The sequence below is a fragment of the Streptococcus pasteurianus genome (assembly GCF_004843545.1).
Classification (GTDB): domain Bacteria; phylum Bacillota; class Bacilli; order Lactobacillales; family Streptococcaceae; genus Streptococcus; species Streptococcus pasteurianus.
The window spans coordinates 43,091-67,967 of record NZ_CP039457.1 but is presented as its reverse complement, the minus strand read 5'-3'; the positions used below and the strand labels follow the sequence as shown (position 1 = coordinate 67,967).

Sequence of the window (24,877 nt, the reverse complement as noted above, 5' to 3'; positions counted from 1 at the left end):
CTGAGAACCAGCCTCAGCTTCTACTTTTATAAATTTAAAGCCCTAAATAATTTTCAACTGCTTTTTGCATATCACCTGTTGCCACAACCGTTTTGTGACGAACCTCAGCTGTTTCAAGTCCATTGACAGCTTTTGGAATGGCAACACCTGATAATTTTTCAAGTTCCTTAACAGCAACAAAATCATCTGCAGGTGCTTGTCCACTAACAGCTTCAACTGCCACACGTGGGAATTTATATGGACTTGCTGTTGAAGCAATCACAGTTGGTGTTTTATCACCTGTGCGCTCTGCGTATTTTTGATAAACAGCTGATGCAACTGCCGTATGTGGGTCCTCAATGTAATCAGATGCTTCATAGACACGTTTGATTTCAGCAGACGTTTCAACTTCTGTTGCATAGCCTGCTTCAAATAAATCAAGAATCGATTGGTCAACATCAGGAAGTGTGTATTCGCCCTCTGAGACCAATTGTTCCATCAATGCTTTCGTCTTAGCAGCATCATTTCCCAACAAATGGAAAATCAAACGTTCTAAGTTAGATGATACCAAGATATCCATTGAAGGACTTGTTGTGACTTTAAACTCACGTTTTTTATCATAAGTCCCTGTTGTGAAGAAGTCGGTTAAAACTTTGTTTTCATTTGAAGCACAGATTAATTTACCAACTGGGACACCAATTTGGCTTGCATAGTAAGCTGCTAGAATGTTACCAAAGTTTCCTGTTGGAACTGTAAAGTTTACTTTGTCGCCTGCTTTAATATGACCAGCTTTAACAAGTTGTACATAAGCATAAACATAATAAACAACTTGTGGTACCAAACGCCCAACATTCATTGAGTTCGCTGATGAAAATTGTGTCTTGTGCGCAAGCAATTTTTCACGCAAATCAACGTCGTTAAACATACGTTTTACATCTGTTTGCGCATCATCAAAGTTACCAGTAATGGCTACAACGTGTGTGTTATCACCAGTTTGTGTTGTCATCTGAAGCTCTTGAATTTTGCTGACACCGTCTTTTGGATAGAAAACAATGATTTCTGTTCCTGGGACATCTGCAAAACCAGCCATTGCAGCTTTACCAGTATCACCTGATGTCGCTGTCAAAATCACGATTTTGTTATCAACGCCTTGTTTTTTAGCTGACGTTGTCAAAAGGTATGGCAAGATTGACAATGCCATGTCTTTAAACGCAATAGTTGACCCATGGAAAAGTTCAAGATTATATTGGTCACCTAATTTAACCAGCGGTGCGATTTCTGGTGTATCAAATTTAGCATCGTAAGCAGAATCAATACAGTAAGCCAACTCTTCTTCTGTGAAATCGTCTAAAAATGCAGACAATACAAGCTTAGCCACTTCTTGGTAAGAAGCATCTTTTAAAGTTTCAAAATCCAATGCCACTTCTGGAAGTGAGACAGGGGTAAATAAACCACCGTCAGTTGCCAATCCTTGTAAGATAGCTTGACTAGCAGTTACTTTGTTATTTTCATCACGAGTTGATTGGTAAATTAACGTCATCACAAATTCCTCATATATATAGATAGTCTTTTGTCTATTTTACCATAATTATCAGAAAATTTATACAAATTTATGATAATTATCGAAAAAAGGGAGTGAGACAAATAAAAGCCAAATTTCAAGTTCAAATTAGCCAGTCTGTAAAAACTCTTTAGGAGATTTATAATTGAATAGTTTCTTTGGATAGTTGTTAATCCAGTTTTCAATAAATGCGACTTGTTGTTGAGTCGCATTTTTGCTTCCCTTAGGCAACCAACGCCGGATGAGTCTATTATGATTCTCATTAGTACCACGCTCCCAAGAAGAATACGGGTGGGCATAGTAGATATGAGTAGGGTCAAAAACTTCTGCTAAACGACTGAACTCAGCCCCGTTATCAGCTGTGATAGAGTTCATTTGATAATCCTTGAGGATTGCTTTCAGAGCTTGATTGACTGAAAACGCGGACTTATCGGGAATGAGTCGAATGATTTGATAACGACTCTTTCTATCGGTTAGAGTCAACAGACACTCGTTTTTTGCCCGTGTTTGAATAACTGTATCAATTTCAAAATCACCGATATTCTCACGCTTATTAATGCTTTCTGGTCGTTCCTCAATAGACTTTCCAGCTGGCTTAAAATTGGGACTAGCATGCTTTTTCTTAGCTTTCTCTTGTCGAGGATAAAGCATATCAGCCTTGGTCAATCCTAAGTGTCCATGATGAATCCAGTAGTAAATGGTAGAGATGGGAACAGGTATCCCTTTTGACTTTATCATCATCTCGGGAGAGTATTTCTGTTCGATGTAGTGAGTTATCTTTTCTTTGAGTCCCTTGGTTAGGGAGACTTGTTTAACAGAACGTTTGCGATTGTTTTGATAGGCTTTTTGAGCAAAATCAGCTGAGTAGATCACTTCAAATTTTCCTTTACGCACTTGTTGTCTAACCTGACCACGTTTGACTTCGTTGTGAATGGTTTGAGGAGCTTTAGCTAATCTCCTAGCGATTTCACGGTTTGAGAGCCCTTCTTGAAGCCAACGTTCAATCATTCTACGTTCAGTTAGTGTTAAATGTTTACTTTTTGGTGTATAATAGTTTTGCATCTCAGAGTCTTTCTAATTGTTGTTGTGGTGATTACAATTATATCTCTCTGAGATGTTTTTTGATACCCTTAGGTGGCTAACTTCATTTTAGAACTTTCCTGAGACAAATAAAATCCCCAGTGAAGATTTTATTCATGAGCCTAAAAATTAAAAAGCGAATCAGTAGTTTCAAAGAAACTTGATTTTCAGCAAGTCTTAATTTCTTGTTGCTGATCTAAAACGGTCTATCCCCAGACCGTTTTTGACACTTACTTCGTAAGTTTTATTTCCCGATTGATTATAAAGGTTCCCCGAACCTTGATAACTCACCTCCGCATGGCTCGAAAGATTTGGGGATTCTTTCGAGGTAGGAGTCAAGTGAAGATTGACATCAAAAAGGTTTGGGGAACCTTTTGAGGTTGGAAATGAAGCCAAGCATAGCTCGACTTCAAAAGGGTTGTAAAAGCTTATTAGAACCCACTCAACTACTGCATCTTGTAAATAATAACTATATAAAAAAGCTGAGAATTTTGTCTCAGCCTCTCTAATTTCTTATCTTCCCCAACGTGAATCAACACCAGCAATAGAAATCCAGACGCTTGCCAAGACGTCGTAGAATAAATCAGCCACCTTTTCTTTCTCCTTTCTTCTCACGTTTTATGTCACCTGTATTATAACGCTTCAAACCTATGCTGTAAAGGTATTTTTAAAACTTTTTTTGATGTTATTATTTCTTACATGAAATGATAAAAAATTGACATTTTGAACAAAAAAACCAACCGAAGTTGGTTTCTGAAACAAACTAAGAATCCGATTCTCCTTTGGCTGGATTTTTAGCGGATTTTTCAATTGCTTTTTGAATCGTTTTTACATAAAGGTCTGCACCAGTCGTATCACTATCACTGTAATGCACGCCATCAGTACCACTCCAGATTTCTGGGTGTTTAGTTGCTGCTTTATACCAATCTGCCACCGTAACATAATTATAAGTATCAGCCAAAGTCAGCTCATAATCACGAACTTCTTTGACTTGAGCTTCATTATTAGCATTGTAAGGTGTCACAATAATCAAACGATAGCCATCTGGCAGAGCATCAATAAACTGCTGCAAATCTTCTTGGTAATTATCTAGCGAATTAACCCCCACCGCAAGAACTGTTGTTTGCGATAATGTTCCGCTTGAAATTTCATTTTGGAAAATCTCAAAAGCATCATCAAAGCTTCGGCTAACCGCAGCATCCACTTGAGCATCTGGAAGTAAGCTTGAAAATGAAGCACTTGAGCGAAGAGCTACGGAATCTCCAATGACAGTAACATCACTTAAAGCCGTTGCATCCCCAGCAGTTACAGTATGTGTCCGATTCAAATTAGTCTGTGCTTGCTGGAGCGAATTCACCAAAAGACTTGTCTCAAAATCACCAACAGCTGGAGAAATGATAATGGTCACAATTGTCACCAAGCCAAACAAAACTCCTCCACCATAAAGCCATTTTTGATAAGGATGTAAATCCAAATTTAAGCCAAGCAATTTGACAGGCTTGCCAGCAAGAAACGGCTCCAACACATAATAAGACAGCGTTGAAAATATCAATGAAAAGATAACCGTTACAAATACCGCTAAACCATTTGACATTAGTTGCGTGAAGATAATGTAAAATGGCCAATGGAAAAGATAAACACCATAACTAACATCTGCCAAATAGTTGATAATAGCGGGCTCTGTGGCATTAGGCGTTTGGTCATTTAGCACACGCGCCGCATAAATCATCACCGTTGTAAATAAACTTGCTAATACAAAGCCAAACAAATACGTGATTCGTTGGTCAAATTTCAAAGCAAATGTCAACAGTAGCAACAAAACAAAGCTGAGCAGCATTGTCAAAATACTGCGTTTTGTTGACCAGAGACGAACATTCTTTTTGAAACGTGCCGTTGTTTCTCGAATTCCTGTCATCGTTGCCATCATGGCTCCTAAGAAAAACGGGAAACTGTGGGACAAAGATGAAAAGTAAATTGTCGAAACGTTGTCAACAAAAAACGCTCGAATAAACATTGATAGGAAACTTCCAGTAAAAAATGCTGCAGAAACTGCAAAAATCAAACTACGGAATTTTGCTACATTATCGCGATGTTTTCCTAAAAACCAAACCAAAAATCCCCAAATCAAATAAAAATGCATCTCAATTGCCAAACTCCATGTATGAACAAAGAGATGTGGGATAAATTGCGTTTCGTAATTACCGCCTGTGATAATTTCATAAAAATTCGTTGTAAATCCTACCGCTGCCGCAATTTGACTACCAATACTTGCCACGTAGTCTTTGCGTACCAAGTAAGTAAACGGCATAATGATAAGAATCATCAACACCAACGGAGGCACAATACGATAAAAACGCCTCTTGTAAAAGCCTAAAAGATCAATTTTCTTGTTTTTCGCATATTCATCAATCAGTAAAGCCGTAATCAAATATCCTGAAAATGTAAAGAAAATATCAACACCAATAAAACCGCCTGGAAAAGCCGTTTTAAAGAAATGATAGAGCAAAACGAGCAAGAGCCCCGTCACCCTAACCATTGAAAACCATTTTATTCTCATTTTTGAAAAATCCCCTGTTTAAAGGTTCCTGTATATATCTCTCCATTTTGCGCTGTCAAAGTTCCTTGACCGTCTGGCTGACCATTTTTAAATTCTCCTTGATATGTCCAACCAGAATTTGAGGTAAAAGTTCCTTGACCTTCAAAAACACCATCCACAAAATTACCTTCATAGGTATCACCATTCTCATAAGTCAATTTTCCCTGACCATTCATACGATGATTAACAACATAGCCTGTGTAGGTTATTTTACCATTGTCGTAGGTTAACGTTGTTTTAGATTTCATTGATAGCGTAAAAACGGATAAACCACAGATGATAAGAATCAAAACCGTTAAGAGCTCTATGCGCCCTCGGGTTATTTTTATTTTTTTCATTTTTGCTCAACTTCTCTTTTTAAGAATTTTTTAGCCGCGTTAGCCATTGTTCACAACCACACTTAACCAAATCATAGGTCGCATCAAAATCACCTGTAAACCAAGGATCTGGTACACCACCTTTTACAAAAAGAAAGATTTTGTCATCATACTTTCCTTGTGACATATGTTTCAAATCTGCAACATTTTCCGCATCCATACCAATAATAACATCAAAATCATAGAAATCTTTGCGCGAAATCTGTTGAGATGACTTGTGCCTGTCATAACTAATGTTATGCTTTTTAAAAATACTTTGCGTTCCATGATGAATGGGATTACCATGTTCCCAGCCAGAAGTTGCACGGCTTTCAATAAGCCAACTTTCAGTACCAGATAAATCTTTCATCACAAATTCAGCCATTGGACTACGACAAATATTTCCTAGACAAACAAAACATACTTTTTTCATTTTCTCTCCCTACGTAGCCAATAACTCATTTATTAAAAACTTCTTTTATACATTATAACAAAAAATAGAGCCTTATCACACGACAAATACTCTAACTTCTATTTTTATTTTTAAGAAAAAATTAAGACACCCGATTTACAATATAATCAATCCTAAAACTTTTCTTTTTCATAATCTCCTGAAAGTGCTCCGCTAGCGGGGTTCTTTCTTTTTTATCTCTAAAATCGTTTCACAAAAAAACAATCTGAAATAGATCAGGATTGCAAGGAGATAGAAAAAAGTTTATCTAGGAGTATCTTTAGTATAGATTGGCTTTGACATCTCCCAAACACAGTTTTCATAGATATTTCAAGTGTCTTCAATTTGTTTGCTGATTAAACTAACTGATACAGAAGATTTAATAACTCTTTATTTTACTGAGTCCCAATATCAGCCCTAATGAACTGCTCTAAATCCAACGAATGTTATCCAGACTATTCATTATATTCCAATTTACGACCCGCTATAAAGGCGTTGATGTTATTCAAGGGCACCTCAAATTCTACGAAACAATTTTTAACTTCCTGACTTGAATATATTTCAATAATTTTGTCACTACACCTAAATTGTTTATATTCATCTTTTGCTACAAAATATTGCTTGCCGATTTTTGTAATCTCTTTTATATTAGGCTTCTAAATGCAGATAAGCCATACGAAATACTTAATCTAGCCCCATTCCCAGAATAATGGCTTCAAATATCATTGGGTAGTTCGGTGACATTCATCATTTTCAGTCTGCCGAGTAAACTAATTTCCTATGGCAGTTAAAACCTAAGGATGACGAATTCCTTCTGCAAACTCTTCATCCTCATAATATAAGTTCTGTTTATATTATGAGGACAAAACCAAAACTTTTAACGAACTGTTTAGCTAAGAAATTATACCCCCCACCAACCAGTTAGGACAATTGAGAAAATATTTAGCATTTATCCATTCCAACCTTTCTGATAATTTATGAGTTTATTTTAACGAAACTTACAAGAAAACAACATGACAAAAATGTCATGTTGTGTCATTATTCCATTCTTCTATTAACTTATTTTCCAAATAAGTATCTCCAATTAAGTTAGCAAATAAAATAGCATTGGAGTAAGATTTTTGTGCCGCTAAAAAATCTTTTTTAAATTGTAAATAATATTTCCACTCAACTAAACTTAAAACTGGACGTCTTTGAAAATCATGAACACTTGTCATGATAGTGTCACTTTTTATAATAATTCGTTTCATAAAAGATTCTCTATGGAATCGTAAAACCAAATCTACATTATTTAACAAAACATTATTTAAAATCAAAGAAGTTTCTGGTGAAAGATTTTCTTGATCTAGTAAACACTCCATTAATTTATCATACAAATCTAAGCTATAGATTCCCACAAACGATTTAGCAGAAGCAAGGCAAGCAAAATATAAATCTATCAAAACTAAATCATTAATTTGAAAGTTCTTCTTTCGTATAACTTGGTCAAAGTAATCATTTAAAATTCCTTCACCAAAATTAACATCATCACTGAAATGAACATCAAGCTTCGATTGTAAACAATCAATAATTAAACGTTCTTCTTCAGGTATAACTTCATAGTACTTTTCCGAAATTTCATCAAAATATGAAGTTTGTCTCTTAAGACGTTCCTCATCCCCATAGGTCGGTGTTCGTAATAATAAATACTTTAACTCCTTATACCTAGTGGAAAGTTCTAAATTTTTACCATCAGTTAACTCACCAATGGTTACTCCCAATACTTTTGCAATATATCCCACCTTATTAAGAGTCGGGACAGATTGTCCTTTTTCAATTCTAGCTAGCTGTCTCACAGACAATTCTGTTTCATCACCACAGAATTCCTCACGTGAAATTCCCTTTTTCTCTCTTAATGCACGTACTTTAATCCCAAACTTTTCCAACTTAATCTCCTATCAGCAAAAAAAGTATACACTTCATATTTTAGCATATATCCTCAGCCCTTGACAAAATAATTTCTTTAAAAATATCGAATTTTCTGACAAAAATACATAAAAAATGTCTGAGACAAATAGTCTCAGACATTCTATTACTTTAATCTCCTAAACCGATACGGTTAAAGATCTCATCAACACGTTTAGTGTAGTATGATGGATTGAACAATTCATCGATTTCTTCTTGTGTTAAACGTGAAGTAACTTCTTCATCAGCTTCAAGAAGTGGTTTGAAGTCAACTTGGTTATCCCAAGAATAAGCTGTCTTAGGTTGAACAAGGTCATAAGCTTGTTCACGTGTCATTCCTTTTTCAATCAATTTAAGCATTACACGTTGGCTGAAAATAAGACCAAAAGTAGACCCCATGTTGCGAATCATGTTTTCTGGGAAAACAGTCAAATTTTTCACGATATTGCCAAAACGGTTAAGCATGTAATCAATAAGGATTGTAGTATCTGGTGAGATAATACGTTCAGCAGATGAGTGAGAGATATCACGTTCATGCCAAAGTGACACATTTTCGTAAGCTGTTACCATATGACCACGAACAACACGTGCAAGACCTGTCATATTTTCTGAACCGATTGGATTGCGTTTGTGAGGCATAGCTGAGCTACCTTTTTGCCCCTTAGCGAAAAATTCTTCAACTTCACGTTGTTCAGATTTTTGCAGACCACGGATTTCAGTTGCCATACGTTCAATTGATGTTGCAATGCTAGCAAGAACTGCAAAGTATTCTGCATGAAGGTCACGCGGAAGAACTTGTGTTGAAATTTCTTGTGCACGAATACCAAGTTTTTCACACACATAAGCTTCAACAAATGGTGGAATGTTAGCGAAGTTACCAACAGCACCTGAGATTTTACCAGCTTCAACACCAGCAGCAGCGTGTTCAAAACGTTCGATGTTACGTTTCATTTCACTGTACCAAGTTGCCAATTTCAAACCAAAGGTAGTTGGCTCAGCATGGACACCGTGAGTACGTCCCATCATGATTGTAAATTTATGTTCTTTAGCTTTGTTAGCAATGATTTCAAGGAAATTATGCAAATCTTTGCGGATGATTTCATTAGCTTGTTTGTAAAGGTAACCATAAGCTGTATCAACAACGTCAGTTGATGTCAAGCCATAGTGCACCCATTTACGTTCTTGCCCAAGACTTTCAGAAACTGCACGAGTGAATGCCACAACGTCGTGACGTGTTTGTTGTTCAATTTCTAAAATACGGTCAACGTCAAAGCTTGCATTGGCACGGATTTTAGCGACATCCTCTTTAGGAATTTCTCCCAGTTCAGCCCAAGCTTCGTCAGCCAAAATTTCAACTTCAAGCCAAGCTTTGTATTTGTTTTCTTCACTCCAAATTGCCGCCATCTCAGGGCGTGAATAACGATCGATCATGTTTAAGATATTAAGGGCGTTAAGTGAATACGGTTAACACCCTAGCTCCTTTCCTTTTTTTAGTTATATCAATAAAATAACTAACACAATTAATTAAAATCTTCCTTACCAATTTCAACAGATGGATAGTGAGGTAAAGTTGTTAAATCTGTATCAAGTGGTAAATCATAAACAGCAAGGTAATCATTGAGGTACTTATTTGTCAGCTCTGCCATTTTTTCAGAAATACGAGACTTATCAGAAGAAGCAAAAACGTCTTCAACGATAGCTTTCTCAGCATTATCAATATAAGCATGAACAATGATTTTCAGCATATTTCCTCCGATTAACACTTTAAAAATCCATTCCTTCCCCCATTTCCGCAATGGTATCTGGTTCATCACTAAACAAAGTAATGTGTCCCATTTTGCGGTTATGTTTTGCCTCTAGTTTACCATAAAGGTGGAGGTGAGCGCTAGGATTTTCTTGCACATAAGCTTGTGCTTTTTCCATGTGTTGCCCAAGAACATTCAGCATAACAGCTGGTTGATGGAGGTAAATTCTTGGAAGTGGCAAGCCGAGAATTCCCAAAATATGTGTGTCAAATTGTGAAAAATCACAGGCTTCAATTGAATAGTGTCCTGAATTATGGGGACGTGGTGCAATTTCATTGATGATGATATCATCAGGTGTCGCAAACATTTCGACACAAAGTGTACCAGATAATTCCAGTTTTTCAGCGATTTGAACAGCCATAGCCTGCGCTTTTTGAGCAAGTTCATCAGAAATGCGAGCTGGTACAATTGTTTTAGATAAGATATTATTGCGATGAATATTTTCTTGTACTGGAAAAACGGTCATATCCTTGCCATTTCCTGAAACAATCACTGAAATTTCAAGGTCAAAATTCACAAATTCTTCCAAAACACATTCGCAAGAATTGGCTAATTTGTTAGCGTCAGCTAAGTTTTCAACTGATTTAATCACGATTTGACCATGACCATCATAACCGCCAGTTGCTGTTTTTAAAACGTATTTCTTAGATAAATCAATATCCTCAAGGTCAAGACTTGATGTGACGACCTTGTACGGTGCTACTTTCACACCTGCTGTTTTAGCTAGAAAGTCTTTTTCAAAGATACGGTTTTGCGAAATACGAAGCAAATCAGTTCCTTGCGGTAATTGCCCTTCCTTGACAACCACATCCAAAGCATCCGCATCAACATTTTCAAACTCATAAGTGAGCACATCGCAGCGTTTTGCTAGTTCACGCATAGCTTCAACATCATCGTAAGGTGCCACAATCATATCACTCACACGTGAAGCTGGGCAATCTGCTGCGGGGTCCAAAGTAACCACTTTATGCCCCATATAGATAGCTGAAATAGCCATCATTTGCCCAAGTTGTCCACCACCGATAATACCGATTGTTTTAGTCGAGTTCATCTGTTGAAGCCTCCGCAACTTTACCTTGTTCAAGTGCATAGTTTTCTAGTTTTTCTGCCAATTCAGTATCTTCAATTGCCAAAATACGAAGAGCTGTTAGGGCAGCATTAGTTGCTCCTGACTCTCCGATAGCCATAGTTGCCACAGGCACTCCGCCAGGCATTTGAACGATTGAATAAAGCGAATCCAGTCCGCTAAGCGCGCGTGATTTCACAGGAACACCAATAACTGGAAGTGTTGTTTTAGCTGCGACCATACCAGGCAAATGAGCAGCACCACCAGCACCAGCAATAATCACCTTAATACCACGCCCTCGTGCTTCTTCGGCGTGTTTAAACATCAAATCTGGTGTACGGTGCGCAGAAACAACTTTCTTTTCATACGCCACACCAAATTGATCAAGTACCTCTGCTGTTTTTTTCATGGTAGCCCAATCAGATTTACTACCCATGATAACTGAAATTAATGGTTTCATTATTTTCCTTCCAATTGTTTTATATCTTCAACATCAACAACATGATAGCCAAGTTCTTTTAATTTTTGAGCAAAGAGCCCACTACCTGCCACTTTTTGTCCAGAAAAGTTTCCATCATAGACTTGATTAACACCACATGACGGACTGCGTGATTGTAAAATTGCTAAATCAATTGACTTTCCAGCCATTTCATCTAGACAACGCTTAATGCCCTTTTCAAACATCTCATCATAACAATTACCAGCAACATCAACAACACGACCGTCACGCAATTCAACTGGTTCTCGTGGTGTAGGCAAACCTGCTAACACTTCTGGACAAACAGCTATCACATCTTTGTCAACAACATAATCTACAAGGGCTTGATTGTAATTATGACCTCCGTTATACTTACATCTTTCGCCCAAAAGACAAGCGCTGACTAAAATACATTTTGGTTTAACGTCCAATAGCTTTGCTTCCGATATCGTTTCGATAGAAAAGACCTGTTGTGTCTTGAGTTGCAAGTTCAGCATAGATAGCATCTTGTGCTGATTTAACATCTTCCTTAGTTGTTACCAACATGTAAACCCGACCACCATTTGAAAGAAGTGCTTTATCATCAGCAAATTTAGCACCTGCATAATAAGTGATAATATCACCTGACGTTTTCTCTGGAAGGCGGACACCTTTTTCATAAGCAACTGGATAACCTTCTGAAGCCACAACAACACCAAGAGTGACCCCTTTGTCTGTCCAAGTGATTTCTGGAGCTTTGCCATCTAAAATGTCAGTGATATTTTGAGCAAAATCAGATGTCAAACGTGGTAAGATAACTTGGGTTTCAGGGTCACCAAAACGTGAGTTAAATTCGATAACTTTTGGACCATCAGCTGTCAAAATAAGTCCTGCATAAAGAACACCAAGATATGGACGCCCTTCCGCAATCATACCATTAAGAACTGGCTTCACAATTGTTTCTACAGCTGTGTCAACAACACTTTGTGGCAAATGTGGAACTGGTGCATAAGCTCCCATACCACCAGTATTAGGACCTTTATCGTCATCAAAAGCACGTTTGTGGTCTTGTGCAGTTGGCATGATATAGAATTTATCACCATTAACAAAGGCAAATAATGAAAATTCTTCACCATCAAGAAATTCTTCAATGACCACACGCGCACCAGAATCACCAAATTTATTATCAAGCAACATTTCATGCGCCGCTTCGATCGCTTGTTCTACTGTTTCGGCAACGACAACACCTTTACCAAGCGCCAAACCGTCAGCCTTAACAACAATTGGTGCACCGTGTTCTTCAATATAGCTCTTTGCTTGCTCAAAATCTGAGAAAGTGCCGTAAGCAGCTGTTGGAACATGGTATTTAGCCATGATTGATTTAGCAAAATCTTTAGACCATTCAAGCTCTGCAGCTGCTTTACTTGGTCCAAATGCTTTCAAACCAGCAGCATTAAAATCATCAACGATTCCTGTAGCCAAAGCATCATCAGGTCCGATAAATGTCCAAGCAATATCATTAGCTTTCGCAAAATCAATCAGCTTAGAATGTTCGGTAATACCGATATTTACCAAATCAAGTCCATCAAGTGTCATGCCATCATTACCAGGTGCTACAAAAACCTGATTCACTTGAGGAGATTCCAACAGCTTCTTAGCAATAGCGTGCTCGCGCCCACCAGAGCCAACAACTAAAAGTTTCATAAGTAAAAATACCTCAATACAAACATCACAAGAGCCTAAGCTCCAAACTCAACAAAGTACGCAAAATATATTTTACGAATTATATAAAAACATTATAACATATTTGTTCGGAAATTATCAAAATCCATATAACAAGTTTGTAAAATTTTATAAAAAACAGGAAACTATTTTGTGAAAGAACCACAATCAAATCCTTGTTTTTTAATTATTTCAAAATAATCTCTTCTTTTGCGAATTTGTATAAGCTAGAAGCAACCAACAAACTCGTTAATGACATCAAACAAGATGTTTTTGGCTTAGTGAGGAAAAGTTCGACAGAGCTACTCTGCACTACTTTTTTCATTTTCAAAAATGATAAAGTAGTGACATCTTGTAAAATCTTAGTGCTGTATGATGCTATATGTCAAGGATTGAAAATGAAATCACTAAAACTAGGAATCATTCATGACAGAGAATGATATTAAATATTAAAGGACAATTTTTGAAATTGATATCAATACAATAAACTCTGGGTAGCCATTCCTATTAACGGATAAAAAATTCAAATTCATGGTTATACTTTAATCACTTTTTCAAGGTTACAGGTGTCTATTCTTGCTGTCTTCAAATATTTTAGGCACAAATCATTCCTTTTGGTCATGCTTACACAGGAATATCTGTTATATTTTCACTTACTTCATTGGTAGAAAAAAATCCCAATCTAAAATAGATTAGGATTTGCAGGGGTATGAAAAAAAGTTTATTTAGGAGTGTCTCTAGTATAGGTTTGTTTGCTTAAGAGAGACTGAAAATTTTCTTTCAGAAAACTTAAAAAGCACCTCAACCAATTTGGCTAAGGTACTTGCTATTATATTAATACCTCTTAATCTTAATGACGGAAGTGACGAACACCTGTAAATACCATGGAAATGCCGTATTTATCAGCCATATCGATAGATTCTTGATCACGGACTGAACCGCCAGGTTGGATAATTGCTTTCACGCCTGCTGCAGCAATTTCTTCAACGTTATCCGCAAATGGGAAGAAGGCATCACTAGCAAGAACAGCACCGTCAAGACGGTCTTTGGCTTGGTCAAGAGCGATACGAACAGAAGCTACACGGTTTGTTTGACCAGGACCAACCCCAAGTGTCATGTGGTCATTTGTCACAATGATACCGTTAGATTTCACGTATTTGATAGCTTTCCAAGCAAATTCAAGCGCTGTTTTTTCTTGGTCGTTTGGTTGACGTTTTGTTACAACTTTCCAATCAGCTGGATTTTCTTCGACAACATCTTGGTTTTGAACCAAAAGCCCACCGACAACACCAGTGTATTCTTTTTCAACTTGGCTAGCCTCTTGAGCTTCAAATGGCAATTGAAGAATACGCAAGTTTTTCTTCTTAGTTGTCAAGATTTCAAGGGCTTCTTCTGAATAACTTGGTGCAATGATGATTTCAAGGAAGATAGCGTGCATTTTCTTAGCTGTTGCGGCGTCAACTTCACGGTTAAGTACAACAATTCCACCAAAGATTGAAACTGGGTCTGATTCATAAGCATAGTCCCAAGCTGTTTCAATATCATCAGCTTGTCCGATACCACACGGGTTCATGTGTTTAAGGGCAACAACAGTCGGACGGTCTTTGAAGTCACGGATAATGCGGATTGCAGCGTCAGCGTCGCGGATGTTGTTAAATGACAATTCTTTACCATTCAATTGCTTAGCAGAAGCAATTGAATAATCTGTTGGCAAAGCTTTTTGATAGAAATCAGCGTCTTGTTGAGGATTTTCACCATAACGCATTGGTTGTTTCAAATCGTAAGTGATTGTGAGTTTTTCAGGTTTTGTTTCACCAACTTGTTTTGTGAAATATTCTGCAATTAAAGCATCATAAGCTGCTGTATGACGGAAAACTTTTGCTGCCAAACGTTGACGAATTTCAAAGCTTGTGTCACCATTAGCTGACAATTCATCTAAAACAACAGCGTAGTCAGCTGGATCAACGACAACTGTTACACTAGCATGGTTTTTAGCAGCAGAGCGAAGCATTGAAGGACCACCGATATCAATATTTTCAACCGCATCAGCGTAAGTCACTTCTGGTTTCAAGATTGTTTCTTTGAATGGGTAAAGGTTAACCACAACAAGATCAATCAATTCAATGTGGTTATCTTTTGCAGCTTGAAGGTGGCTGTCAAGGTCACGACGAGCCAAAAGACCACCATGAATATTTGGATGAAGTGTTTTCACACGACCGTCCATCATTTCTGGGAAGCCAGTCACATCATCAATCGCGATAGTGTCAACACCTGCTTTATCAAGCGCAACTTTTGTTCCACCAGTCGAGATAATATCCCAACCAAGTTTTTTCAATTCTTGAGCAAATTCAACAATGCCCGCTTTATCAGAAACACTAATTAGTGCACGTTTTGTCATTTCAGTCCTACTTTCTATAAAAAATAAACCAGTCAATCATAATGCCAGCAATAAGCCTGATAGCATAGCTAAACTAAGACGCATGGATTTTCAAGATTATCAAATAGTACATTTACTATAAAGGCAACGACAATAAAAGTTAATATAAACACCAAAATCTTTTTCATCATAACCTCCTAATAAACTAGCATGCCAATAGATATGCTATCAAATGCGCTGACTACTTTTTCTCAACTCCTAAGCTCTCTAAAACTTCTGGGTAGAGTTTATACTCATTTTCATGAATACGAGCTTCAAAACTGTCAATGGTATCATCAGCCAGACGAGGCACACGGACTTGTTTAATCACTTTTCCCGTGTCAACGCCATTGTCAACCCAGTGAATAGTAACACCAGACTGGTCAACACCTGCTTCCCAAGCATCATCAATACCATGAGCACCTGGAAATTCTGGCAGATAAGCTGGGTGAATATTAATGATACGACCTTCGTAAGCTGCTAGTAAAGTCGGACCAACAATCTTCATATAACCAGCTAGGCAAATCAAATCAATATCATATTTTTCAAGCAAAGTAACAATAGCCTCTTCGTAAGCTACTTTATTGTCAAATTCTTTGAGCTCAAAAGCATGAGCTGTCACACCGAGTTTTTCTGCACGTTCTAAGACATATGCATCTCGGTGGTCTGAAAAGACAAATTCAACTGGAAATTGCTCCGCAATGACTTGAAAATTTGACCCATTACCACTCGCAAAAACTGCGATTTTTTTCATTATTTAATCACCACACTTGCATCAGCTTTTTTAACAATACGACCAAGTTCGTAAACTGGTTCGTCAAGCAATTCTTTCACGCGCTCGACCTTATCAGGGCTAACTGCCAACATCAAACCAATACCCATGTTGAAGATTTCAAACATTTCTTCGTGGTTGATGTTACCGTATTTTTCAAGAGCTTTGAAAATTGGAAGAACAGGAACTTTATCTTCTTCGATTTCAGCAGCTAAATCATCCGCAAACATACGTGGGACATTTTCAATAAAACCACCACCAGTAATGTGAGCAATACCGTTAACCAATTCTTCTTTGATAAGTGGAAGCACCGCTTTAACGTAGATACGTGTTGGTTCAAGAAGAACTTCTTTTAATTTTTTGCCTTCAAGTTCAGGAAGCACTTCTTCACCTGTGTAATCAGCAAAAACACGACGGACAAGTGAATAACCATTTGAGTGAATCCCACTTGAAGCAAGTCCAAGAAGAAGATCACCATCAGAAACTTTTGAACCATCAATGATTTGTGATTTTTCAGCAACACCTACTGCAAAACCAGCCAAATCATAATCATCTTCACCATACATACCAGGCATCTCAGCAGTTTCACCACCGATAAGAGCTGCGCCAGATTGAACACAACCTTCAGCAACACCTGCAACGACTTGTTCAAGTTTTGCAGGTTCATTTTTACCAGTTGCAATGTAATCTAGGAAGTAAAGTGGTTCCGCACCAGCTGCAATGATGTCATTAACACACATGGCAACACAGTCTTGACCGATTGTATCGTGTTTATCGTATTTAATGGCAAGCATAAGTTTTGTTCCCACACCATCAGTTCCTGAAATCAAAACAGGTTCTTTCACACCAGTTTTTGTAAGGTCGAACATACCACCAAAGCCACCAAGAGCTCCCATAACACCTGCACGTTCAGTACGCGCAACATGTTTTTTGATACGTGCAACAACTTCATAACCCGCTTCAACATCAACACCAGATTGAGCATAAGCATTTTTTGTCATAATATTTTTCTCCTTTTGGGAAATAGCAGAGCTATTAAAAGTTCTATTTATTTTCATTAACTTCATGAATATAGAAGCTTGTTTTTTCTTCTAAGCTCTTGAGGTAAGGTTCTTCGTAATCGTAAAGTGGTGTTGGATACTTACCGTCAAAGTAAGCCACACACAAACCACCATTAGGCGCATCTGTATCAAGACCGATTGATTCAATCAAACCGTCAATTGACAAGTAAGTCAAGCTATCAGCACCGATAATCTCACAAACTTCATCTTTAGTGTGGTTAGCTGAAATCAATTCACGACGATTTTGAATATCGATACCGTAGAAACATGGGTATTTCAATTCTGGACTACCGATTGCCACATGAACTTCTGTCGCACCAGCTTCACGAAGCAAACGAACGATACGGCGTGATGTAGTTCCACGCACGATAGAATCATCAACCATGACCACGCGCTTACCTTTAACAACACCAGATACGGCTGAGAGCTTCATGCGAACACCTTGCTCACGCAACTCTTGTGTCGGTTGAATGAAAGTACGTTGTGTGTACTGATTTTTCACCAAGCCCATTTCATTTGGGAGACCTGATTCTTCAGCAAAACCCATCGCTGCTGAAAGTGATGAATTCGGTACACCAACAACAATATCAGCTTCATGTTGAAATTCCTGTGCCAAACGTTTCCCCATATTTTTACGAGCCGTGTGAACATTGACACCATAAATATCACTGTCAGGACGTGCAAAATAGATATATTCCATTGAACAGATAGCAAGCTGTGTATCATTTGTGTAAGTGTCATACTGAATACCATTGTCATCAATGATAACAAGTTCTCCTGGTTTTACATCACGAACCCATTTAGCACCAACCACTTCAAAGGCACACGTTTCGCTTGATACTACCCAAGCACCATTTGCCATTTGCCCAATTGATAACGGACGAAAACCATTTGGGTCAAGCGCAGCAATCAATTTATCTTCTGTCATCAAAAGATAAGCAAAGCCACCTTTGACAGTGTTCAACGCTTCTTTAACTTTACCGATAAACTCAGGATTATGGCTACGACGAATCAAATGCATTAGAATTTCAGTATCAGATGAGGCATTAAAAATCGCCCCTTGGTCTTCCAATTCTTTTTTCAATGATACTGCATTTGTCAAATTACCATTGTGACAAAGCCCAAATTGCTCGTCTGTAAAGTTGTAAAGAAATGGTTGAATATTATTAATAGACGCAGAGCCAGCAGTCGCATAGCGAACATGACCAATAGCTGCAGTTCCTGTTAATTTTTCCAAATCAGCAGGATTTTTAAATACTTCTGAAAGAAGACCAGTATTACGGTGTTGAAGAAGTTTGCCGTTATCGTTTGTGACGATACCAGCACCTTCTTGACCGCGGTGTTGAAGACTGTGGAGTCCAAAATAAGTCACTTGAGCTGCTTGAGGGTGCCCCCAAATCCCAAAAACACCACATTCTTCATTTAGAGATTTAACTTCGTATGTCATTATTTTTATTACCTAGAACTAAATTATAAGGATTTTTTTCTCCTTTTGATAAGTTGACAAAAGAGGCTGAGACAAGCCTCAGCTCTCTTGCCTATGTATTTGTATTTAGAATTTCAAGACGCAATCGCAGTCATGTCATTTCTATAAAATATATTTTTAAAAATAGTATTACCCTTTAGTAAAATATTCAACAGCGCTACGGAACAAGTGTTGGTCTTTATTTCCTGGAATATTTTGGAAAAGACCGTCTTCGTAACGTTCTGAATGTCCCATTTTACCAATGATTTGACCGTTCTTGCTTGTGATACCTTCAATCGCATTTACTGAGCCATTTGGATTGTATTTAGAATCCATACTTGGTTTACCGTCAAAGTCAACGTATTGGCTGAAGATTTGTCCATTATCACGAAGTTCTGCAAATTCTTCATCTGTTACGACGAATTTACCTTCACCATGTGATACTGGAATAGCATGAACGTCACCCACTTCAACACCTGCAAGCCACGGTGAATTCGTATTGGCAATACGTGTTTCAACCATTTTCGCCACGTGTTGATTAGCATCATTGTAGAAAAGAGTTGGACTTGTTTCAGTCGCATCTTCAAAGTTACCGTATGGAAGCAGACCTGATTTCACAAGGGCTTGGAATCCATTACAGATACCGATAATAAGACCACCTTTTTCAATAAAGCTGTCAATAGCTGCGCGGACTTTTTGGTTCAACAAGATATTGACAATGAATTTAGCCGAACCGTCTGGTTCATCAGCAGCTGAGAAACCACCTGCAAAGAAGATGATGTTAGCTTTACTGATATTGTCAACCATTGTGTCAACAGATGCTTCAATAGCTGCTTCATCAAGTGTTACAAATGGTACCAAGTTAACTTTTGCACCTGCTTGTTCAAAGGCTTTAGCTGAATCGTACTCTGAGTTTGTACCAGGGAATACTGGGATGTAAACCAATGGTTCAGCAACTTTTTCACTTGCTTTAATCACTGCATCTGAAACAACTGCTGGAACATCTTCAAGTTTTGTACTTTGTTCAAATTCAGTTGGATAAACATCTTCAAGTTTGCCCTCAAAGGCTGACAAAAGTTTATCTCCTGCAAGGTTGACACCATTGACAGCAAGTGTAAAGTCAGCTGTTGTTTCACCGATTTTGCTAACTTCAGCAATTTCTTCAGTAGATGTAAAGATAAAACCACCGAGTTGTGCTGTCAAGCTAGTTGCAAGCTCTGCCAATTCTACTTTAGCTCCGATATGGTTACCAAAAGCTGCAAGTGCCAAGCTTTCAATCACACCACCATATTTAACAGCTGAAGCTGATGTGATATGGTGTGCTTTTTGAATTGTTTCAAATTTAGCAAAATTAGCTTTAATCAAATCAAAATCAATCTCTTGTGAAATAGCTTGCCCTGGAATGTAGTAAATGTATTCATCAGCTGCTTTAAATTCTGGCGAAAGAACCTTACGACTTTCAGCTGTTGTCACACCAAAAGCAACCAATGTTGGTGGTACTGTCAATTCTTCAAATGTACCAGACATTGAGTCTTTACCACCGATTGATGGTAGACCAAGTTGCAATTGCGCTTCGATTGACCCAAGAAGGGCTGAGACTGGTTGTCCAAAGCGTTCAGCTTGTTTATCCATACGTTGGAAATATTCTTGATAAGAGAAGCGTGCTTTAGACCAATTCGCACCTGTTGCCACCAAACGTGCTGTTGCTTCGATAACAGCATAAGCTGCACCATGATATGGTGACCATTCAGCAATATAAGGGTTGAACCCTTGTGCCATAACTGACGTTGTTGTTGTTACACCGTTTTGAACAGGAAGTTTTTGAACTGAACTTTCTGTTGGTGTGATTTGATAACGACCACCAATCGGATGATTAACCGTTGAACGACCAACAGAGCTATCAAAGATAGTTTGTAAACCTTTTTGACTAGCGTGATTAAGGTCAGAAAGAACATTTACAGTATCAGATTCAAGTGTCGCAGCTGAAGTGGTACGTTGTTCTGGCATGTCAACTTGACTGTCAACAACATTAGCATCAACCACCACGCGCACACCGTTTGTATCAAGGAAACGACGTTCAATATCAACGATTGTTTGACCATTCCAAGTCATAACAAGATTTGGTTTTTCAGTAACTGTGGCAACCACTACCGCGTCAATATTTTCTTTATGACATTCTGCCACGAAAACCTCAACATCTTTCGGACGAACCACAACAGCCATACGTTCTTGTGATTCAGAAATGGCAATTTCAGTTCCATTAAGTCCTTGGTATTTCAAAGGCACTTTGTTAAGGTCAATTTCGAGACCGTCAGCTAATTCACCAATTGCCACACAGACACCACCAGCACCAAAGTCGTTTGATTTTTTAATGAGGCGAGTCACATTACCATTACGGAAAAGACGTTGAATTTTACGTTCTTCAATGGCATTCCCTTTTTGTACTTCTGCACCAGCTGTTTCAACAGATTCAACCGTTTGAACTTTAGATGAACCAGTTGCACCACCGACACCGTCACGACCAGTTTTACCACCGAGAAGAATAACCACGTCACCAGCTTCTGGTTTCTCACGAACAACATTTCCTTTAGGAGCTGCACCGACAACGGCACCGAGTTCCATACGTTTAGCGACAAAGCCTGGGTGGAAATATTCTTTAACATAAGTTGTGGCAAGACCGATTTGGTTACCATATGAAGAATAACCATGTGCCGCTGTTTTAGAAATCACTTGTTGTGGCAATTTACCAAGACGTGTTTCTGAAATTGGTGTTGTAATATCACCAGCACCTGAAATACGCATTGCTTGATAAACATAAGAACGTCCTGACAATGGGTCGCGGATTGCACCACCGATACACGTTGCGGCACCACCAAATGGTTCAATTTCCGTTGGGTGATTGTGTGTTTCATTCTTGAACATCAAAAGCCATGGTTCTTTAACACCGTTCACATCAACTTCAATTTCAACAGAACATGCGTTAATTTCGTCTGATACTTCCATATCGTCCAAGCGACCATTCGCACGTTCATAACGACCAAAGATTGTCGCCATGTCCATCAATGTTTGTGGCTTTTCAGAACGTCCAAGTTCATCACGCATAGCAATATATTTATCATAAGTTGCCTGTAATTGTTTTTGAAATTTAGACGCTGAGAAATCAATATGTTTAAGCTCAGTTTCGAAAGTTGTGTGGCGGCAGTGGTCTGACCAATAAGTATCCAAAACTTTCAATTCTGTTTCCGTTGGCACGCGTCCAATTGATTTGAAGTACTCTTGGATAAAGACAAGGTCATCAACTTCCATCGCCAAACCTTGTTCAGCTTTATAATCAGCAAATTCAGCCGCTGTATAAGTCTTGAAGAAATCAAGATTTGGAATCGTTTTGTCTGATTCTGAAAATGCTTGTGGCGCAATTCCTGTTGTAATATCTTTAAAACGAGAATCTACTGGATTAAGAAGATAGTTCTTAACTGCATCAAGTTCAGCAGTATCAATATCCTTGTTAACAAGATAAAGTTGAGCCGTATTAACTGTTACATCATTACTGCTGCCAAGAAGAAGCAATGCTTCTTGTGATGACGCTGCACGTTGGTCAAATTGACCTGGAAGTGATTCAATAGCAAAGAAAGCATAGTTAGAAAGTTCAGCAACCACATCACTCTCAGCCAAAATATTATCCGTTACTTGTTCAGAAAAAATGTGTTTTTCAGCACGTTCGAAAAGCGAATCTGCCAAATTAAAAACATCGTAAACTTGAATAATGCGTAAATCAGTCAAACTTGTTAATTGAAGATTGTGTTTGAGTTCTTTAACAAGCGCCTGAGCCTTAATGTTAAAATTTGATTTTTTCTCAACGAAAATTCGTTTATTCATTTTTTACCCTTTTTAGAATTCTTCTTTCTACTTAATTAGAAATCACAGTTTTTAGTTAAGCCCTTTGAGTTTTTCAAGGACAACTTCGTAAACATCTGTCAAACTACCTAAATCACGACGGAAAACATCTTTATCCATGTGATGACCTTCAGCATCCCAAAGACGGCAGTTATCTGGTGAAAATTCATCCGCAAGAATAATTTTGCCATCTTTGTCTTTACCAAATTCCAATTTGAAATCAATCAAATTAAGACCAATTTGGATGAACCAATCTTTCAAAAGGTCATTAATACGACGTGTTTCTGCTTTAATATAAGCAATATCTTCATCACTTGCAATACCAAGGAATTTTACGTGTTCATCATTGATAAATGGGTCATCCAAATCATCATTTTTGTAGTAAAATTCAACGATTGGAGTATCTAATTTGATTCCTTCTTCAACACCAAAGCGTTTTGAGAATGAACCAGCAGTAACATTACGCAAAACAACTTCAAGTGGAACAATATCAACTTTTTTATTTAATTGTTCGGTTTCTGACAATTGTTTAACAAAGTGAGTCGCCACACCTGCTTCATTCAATTTCGTAAAAATTAAAGATGAGATTTGATTATTAAGAATGCCTTTACCTTTAATAGTCTCTTTACGAGCACCATTAAGCATTGTCGCTTGGTCTTTATAGACTGAAATAATCAAATTCTCATCTTCTGATGTAGTGTAAATATCTTTTGCTTTTCCCGTATAAATAAGTTGTCGTGACATATTTTGTTCGCCTTTCGCTTTTATTCTACTAAATTTTAACACATGATGTTACCAATTTCAACATTTAGCAGACTTTTAAACAAAATAAAAATAAAAACGTTCGAAATTAGCGAACGTTTTTGCTTAATTTACGCGATTATAGAAATATTCCATCATTTCTCCCATACATTTCATATTTTCAACATCTTCGTCAGGAATTTCCAAATGAAACTCATCTTCTAAATTGATAATAAATTCCGTTAGGGTAATCGAATCAACTCCCAAATCATCATGTAAAGTTGTCGTTTGAGTAATGTTTAACTCTGGTTTATGCAATTGCTCCTTAATGATGAAACAAATCCTTTCAAAAATAGCCTCTTTTGTCATCTCTTCCTCCCCTTATTTAATCCTTTGGTGTGAAAGTTTCTACTAATTGACCAACCACATTCGTTTCTAACATTGTACGAACTTGTCTGATTGTATAGTAAACAGCTTGCGCATCGCTTGAACCATGACATTTCACAATAGGCGCTTTAAGCCCAAAAAGAACTGCACCACCTGCACTTGAATAGTCCATGGTATCTTTTAATTGATATAAACTCTCCTTCAAAAGAAGGGCTCCCAATTTTGCTTTCAAACCACCTGATTTAATAGAAGATTTCAAACCTCCCATGATGTTAAGGGCAGTTCCTTCCATTGTTTTTAAGACAGCGTTTCCCGTGAAACCATCCGATACCACAACGTCTGCAACACCATTCATCAAATCACGCGCTTCAACATTTCCGACAAAGTTCAAAGAAGCATCTTCTGCTAATAGCGCATAAGCTTCTTTATGAAGTGGATCACCTTTCGTTGCCTCAGTTCCGTTATTAAGCAAACCAACACGTGGCTTAGCAATATCACGAACATTCTTTGCATAAAACGACCCTAAAATAGCATACTGATGTAAATGTTTAGGGGTATTCTCAGCATTAGCCCCAAGGTCCAACATATCATACCCTCTACCATCAAGTGTTGGCAAAGTGGACATAAGCCCTGGACGGTCAATACCTTTAATACGCCCAACAACGAACAGTCCTGCCGCAAGGAGCGCACCTGTATTCCCTGCTGAAATGACAGCGTCTGCTGTCCCTTCTTTTACAGCATTAGCCCCAAGTACCATGCTAGCTTTCTTCTTACGACGAATAGCTTTAGCTGGTTCATCATCTGAATTAATTTTTTCTTCTGTATGAATAATTGAAACACGCTCTGTTGCAGTCAAATACTCTTTTATCTTAGATTCATCTCCATAAAGTTGAATTTCAATATCTGAGAATTCTGCTAACGCACGATTAACTCCTTCGATAATAGCTTTAGGGGCATTGTCGCCACCCATAGCATCAACAGCAATTTTTGTCATATCAATTTTTTCCTCACAAAACATTATCACTTCATTATAGCATGATTCCCAATTTTTTTCAGTTCCAGAAAATATCACAATACCTTTTCAAAAAGATATCTTCTCAATGACACACCTCTAAATAAAAAGC

Annotated in this window: 20 protein-coding genes; all 20 read right to left on the bottom strand. The window is 37.8% G+C overall.

The features are described 5' to 3' along the window. Positions 1-34: 34 nt before the first annotated feature. The 20 genes from thrC to plsX all read right to left on the bottom strand — a co-directional run bounded on the left by thrC (position 35) and on the right by plsX (position 24,747). Positions 35-1,519 (bottom strand): threonine synthase, encoded by a 1,485-nt coding sequence (gene thrC / locus E8M05_RS00450; RefSeq protein ID WP_003062829.1) that lies wholly within the window; start codon positions 1,517-1,519, stop codon positions 35-37. Positions 1,520-1,648: 129 nt separating this feature from the next. Beyond that, positions 1,649-2,602 (bottom strand): IS30 family transposase, encoded by a 954-nt coding sequence (locus E8M05_RS00445; protein ID WP_003067143.1) that lies wholly within the window; start codon positions 2,600-2,602, stop codon positions 1,649-1,651. 781 nt (positions 2,603-3,383) lie between these two features. Beyond that, a complete protein-coding gene (locus E8M05_RS00435; RefSeq protein WP_003062827.1) occupies positions 3,384-5,177 on the bottom strand; it encodes an acyltransferase family protein in 1,794 nt (597 codons plus the stop codon). Continuing rightward, the gene (locus tag E8M05_RS00430; protein ID WP_048791387.1) at positions 5,174-5,554 is read right to left on the bottom strand and encodes an MORN repeat-containing protein; all 381 of its coding nucleotides are present in this window, start codon (positions 5,552-5,554) and stop codon (positions 5,174-5,176) included. The genes E8M05_RS00435 and E8M05_RS00430 overlap by 4 nt, the downstream gene beginning before the upstream one ends. A 19-nt stretch (positions 5,555-5,573) precedes the next feature. Beyond that, positions 5,574-6,005, bottom strand: coding sequence for a low molecular weight protein-tyrosine-phosphatase (locus E8M05_RS00425; RefSeq protein ID WP_003062824.1), 432 nt, complete (start codon positions 6,003-6,005; stop codon positions 5,574-5,576). A 1,043-nt stretch (positions 6,006-7,048) separates the two neighbouring features. Beyond that, positions 7,049-7,948 carry a helix-turn-helix domain-containing protein gene (locus E8M05_RS00415; RefSeq protein WP_003062822.1) on the bottom strand — a complete coding sequence of 300 codons (900 nt, stop codon included), beginning with the start codon at positions 7,946-7,948 and terminating at the stop codon, positions 7,049-7,051. Positions 7,949-8,099: 151 nt separating this feature from the next. After that, positions 8,100-9,398 (bottom strand): adenylosuccinate lyase, encoded by a 1,299-nt coding sequence (purB, locus tag E8M05_RS00410; RefSeq protein WP_003062820.1) that lies wholly within the window; start codon positions 9,396-9,398, stop codon positions 8,100-8,102. 89 nt (positions 9,399-9,487) lie between these two features. Next, positions 9,488-9,712 carry a hypothetical protein gene (locus tag E8M05_RS00405; protein WP_003062817.1) on the bottom strand — a complete coding sequence of 75 codons (225 nt, stop codon included), beginning with the start codon at positions 9,710-9,712 and terminating at the stop codon, positions 9,488-9,490. 19 nt (positions 9,713-9,731) lie between these two features. Beyond that, on the bottom strand, positions 9,732-10,823 hold the full coding sequence (gene purK / locus E8M05_RS00400; protein WP_003062815.1) for a 5-(carboxyamino)imidazole ribonucleotide synthase: 1,092 nt from the start codon (positions 10,821-10,823) through the stop codon (positions 9,732-9,734). Beyond that, complete coding sequence (gene purE, locus E8M05_RS00395; RefSeq protein ID WP_003062813.1) at positions 10,810-11,298, bottom strand: 5-(carboxyamino)imidazole ribonucleotide mutase; 489 nt, start codon at positions 11,296-11,298, stop codon at positions 10,810-10,812. The genes purK and purE overlap by 14 nt, the downstream gene beginning before the upstream one ends. Further along, complete coding sequence (locus E8M05_RS00390) at positions 11,298-11,747, bottom strand: 2-thiouracil desulfurase family protein (RefSeq protein ID WP_003062811.1); 450 nt, start codon at positions 11,745-11,747, stop codon at positions 11,298-11,300. Before E8M05_RS00390 ends, purE begins: the two co-directional genes overlap by 1 nt. After that, entirely contained in the window at positions 11,737-12,999 is a 1,263-nt protein-coding gene (gene purD, locus E8M05_RS00385) for a phosphoribosylamine--glycine ligase (protein WP_003062809.1), read from the bottom strand. Before purD ends, E8M05_RS00390 begins: the two co-directional genes overlap by 11 nt. An 868-nt stretch (positions 13,000-13,867) precedes the next feature. Continuing rightward, positions 13,868-15,415 (bottom strand): bifunctional phosphoribosylaminoimidazolecarboxamide formyltransferase/IMP cyclohydrolase, encoded by a 1,548-nt coding sequence (purH, locus tag E8M05_RS00380; RefSeq protein WP_048791389.1) that lies wholly within the window; start codon positions 15,413-15,415, stop codon positions 13,868-13,870. Positions 15,416-15,635: 220 nt separating this feature from the next. Continuing rightward, the gene (purN, locus tag E8M05_RS00370) at positions 15,636-16,187 is read right to left on the bottom strand and encodes a phosphoribosylglycinamide formyltransferase (protein ID WP_003062803.1); all 552 of its coding nucleotides are present in this window, start codon (positions 16,185-16,187) and stop codon (positions 15,636-15,638) included. After that, entirely contained in the window at positions 16,187-17,206 is a 1,020-nt protein-coding gene (gene purM / locus E8M05_RS00365) for a phosphoribosylformylglycinamidine cyclo-ligase (RefSeq protein WP_013851392.1), read from the bottom strand. Before purM ends, purN begins: the two co-directional genes overlap by 1 nt. A 43-nt stretch (positions 17,207-17,249) precedes the next feature. After that, complete coding sequence (gene purF / locus E8M05_RS00360; protein ID WP_003062799.1) at positions 17,250-18,713, bottom strand: amidophosphoribosyltransferase; 1,464 nt, start codon at positions 18,711-18,713, stop codon at positions 17,250-17,252. Positions 18,714-18,881: 168 nt separating this feature from the next. Further along, positions 18,882-22,607, bottom strand: a complete 3,726-nt coding sequence (locus E8M05_RS00355) for a phosphoribosylformylglycinamidine synthase (protein WP_048791390.1) — start codon at positions 22,605-22,607, stop codon at positions 18,882-18,884. A 51-nt stretch (positions 22,608-22,658) separates the two neighbouring features. Continuing rightward, the gene (gene purC, locus E8M05_RS00350) at positions 22,659-23,369 is read right to left on the bottom strand and encodes a phosphoribosylaminoimidazolesuccinocarboxamide synthase (protein ID WP_041974149.1); all 711 of its coding nucleotides are present in this window, start codon (positions 23,367-23,369) and stop codon (positions 22,659-22,661) included. A 123-nt stretch (positions 23,370-23,492) separates the two neighbouring features. Further along, entirely contained in the window at positions 23,493-23,735 is a 243-nt protein-coding gene (locus tag E8M05_RS00345; RefSeq protein WP_003062793.1) for an acyl carrier protein, read from the bottom strand. A 16-nt stretch (positions 23,736-23,751) separates the two neighbouring features. Further along, positions 23,752-24,747 carry a phosphate acyltransferase PlsX gene (plsX, locus tag E8M05_RS00340; RefSeq protein ID WP_280521831.1) on the bottom strand — a complete coding sequence of 332 codons (996 nt, stop codon included), beginning with the start codon at positions 24,745-24,747 and terminating at the stop codon, positions 23,752-23,754. Between the last annotated feature and the right edge of the window lie 130 nt (positions 24,748-24,877).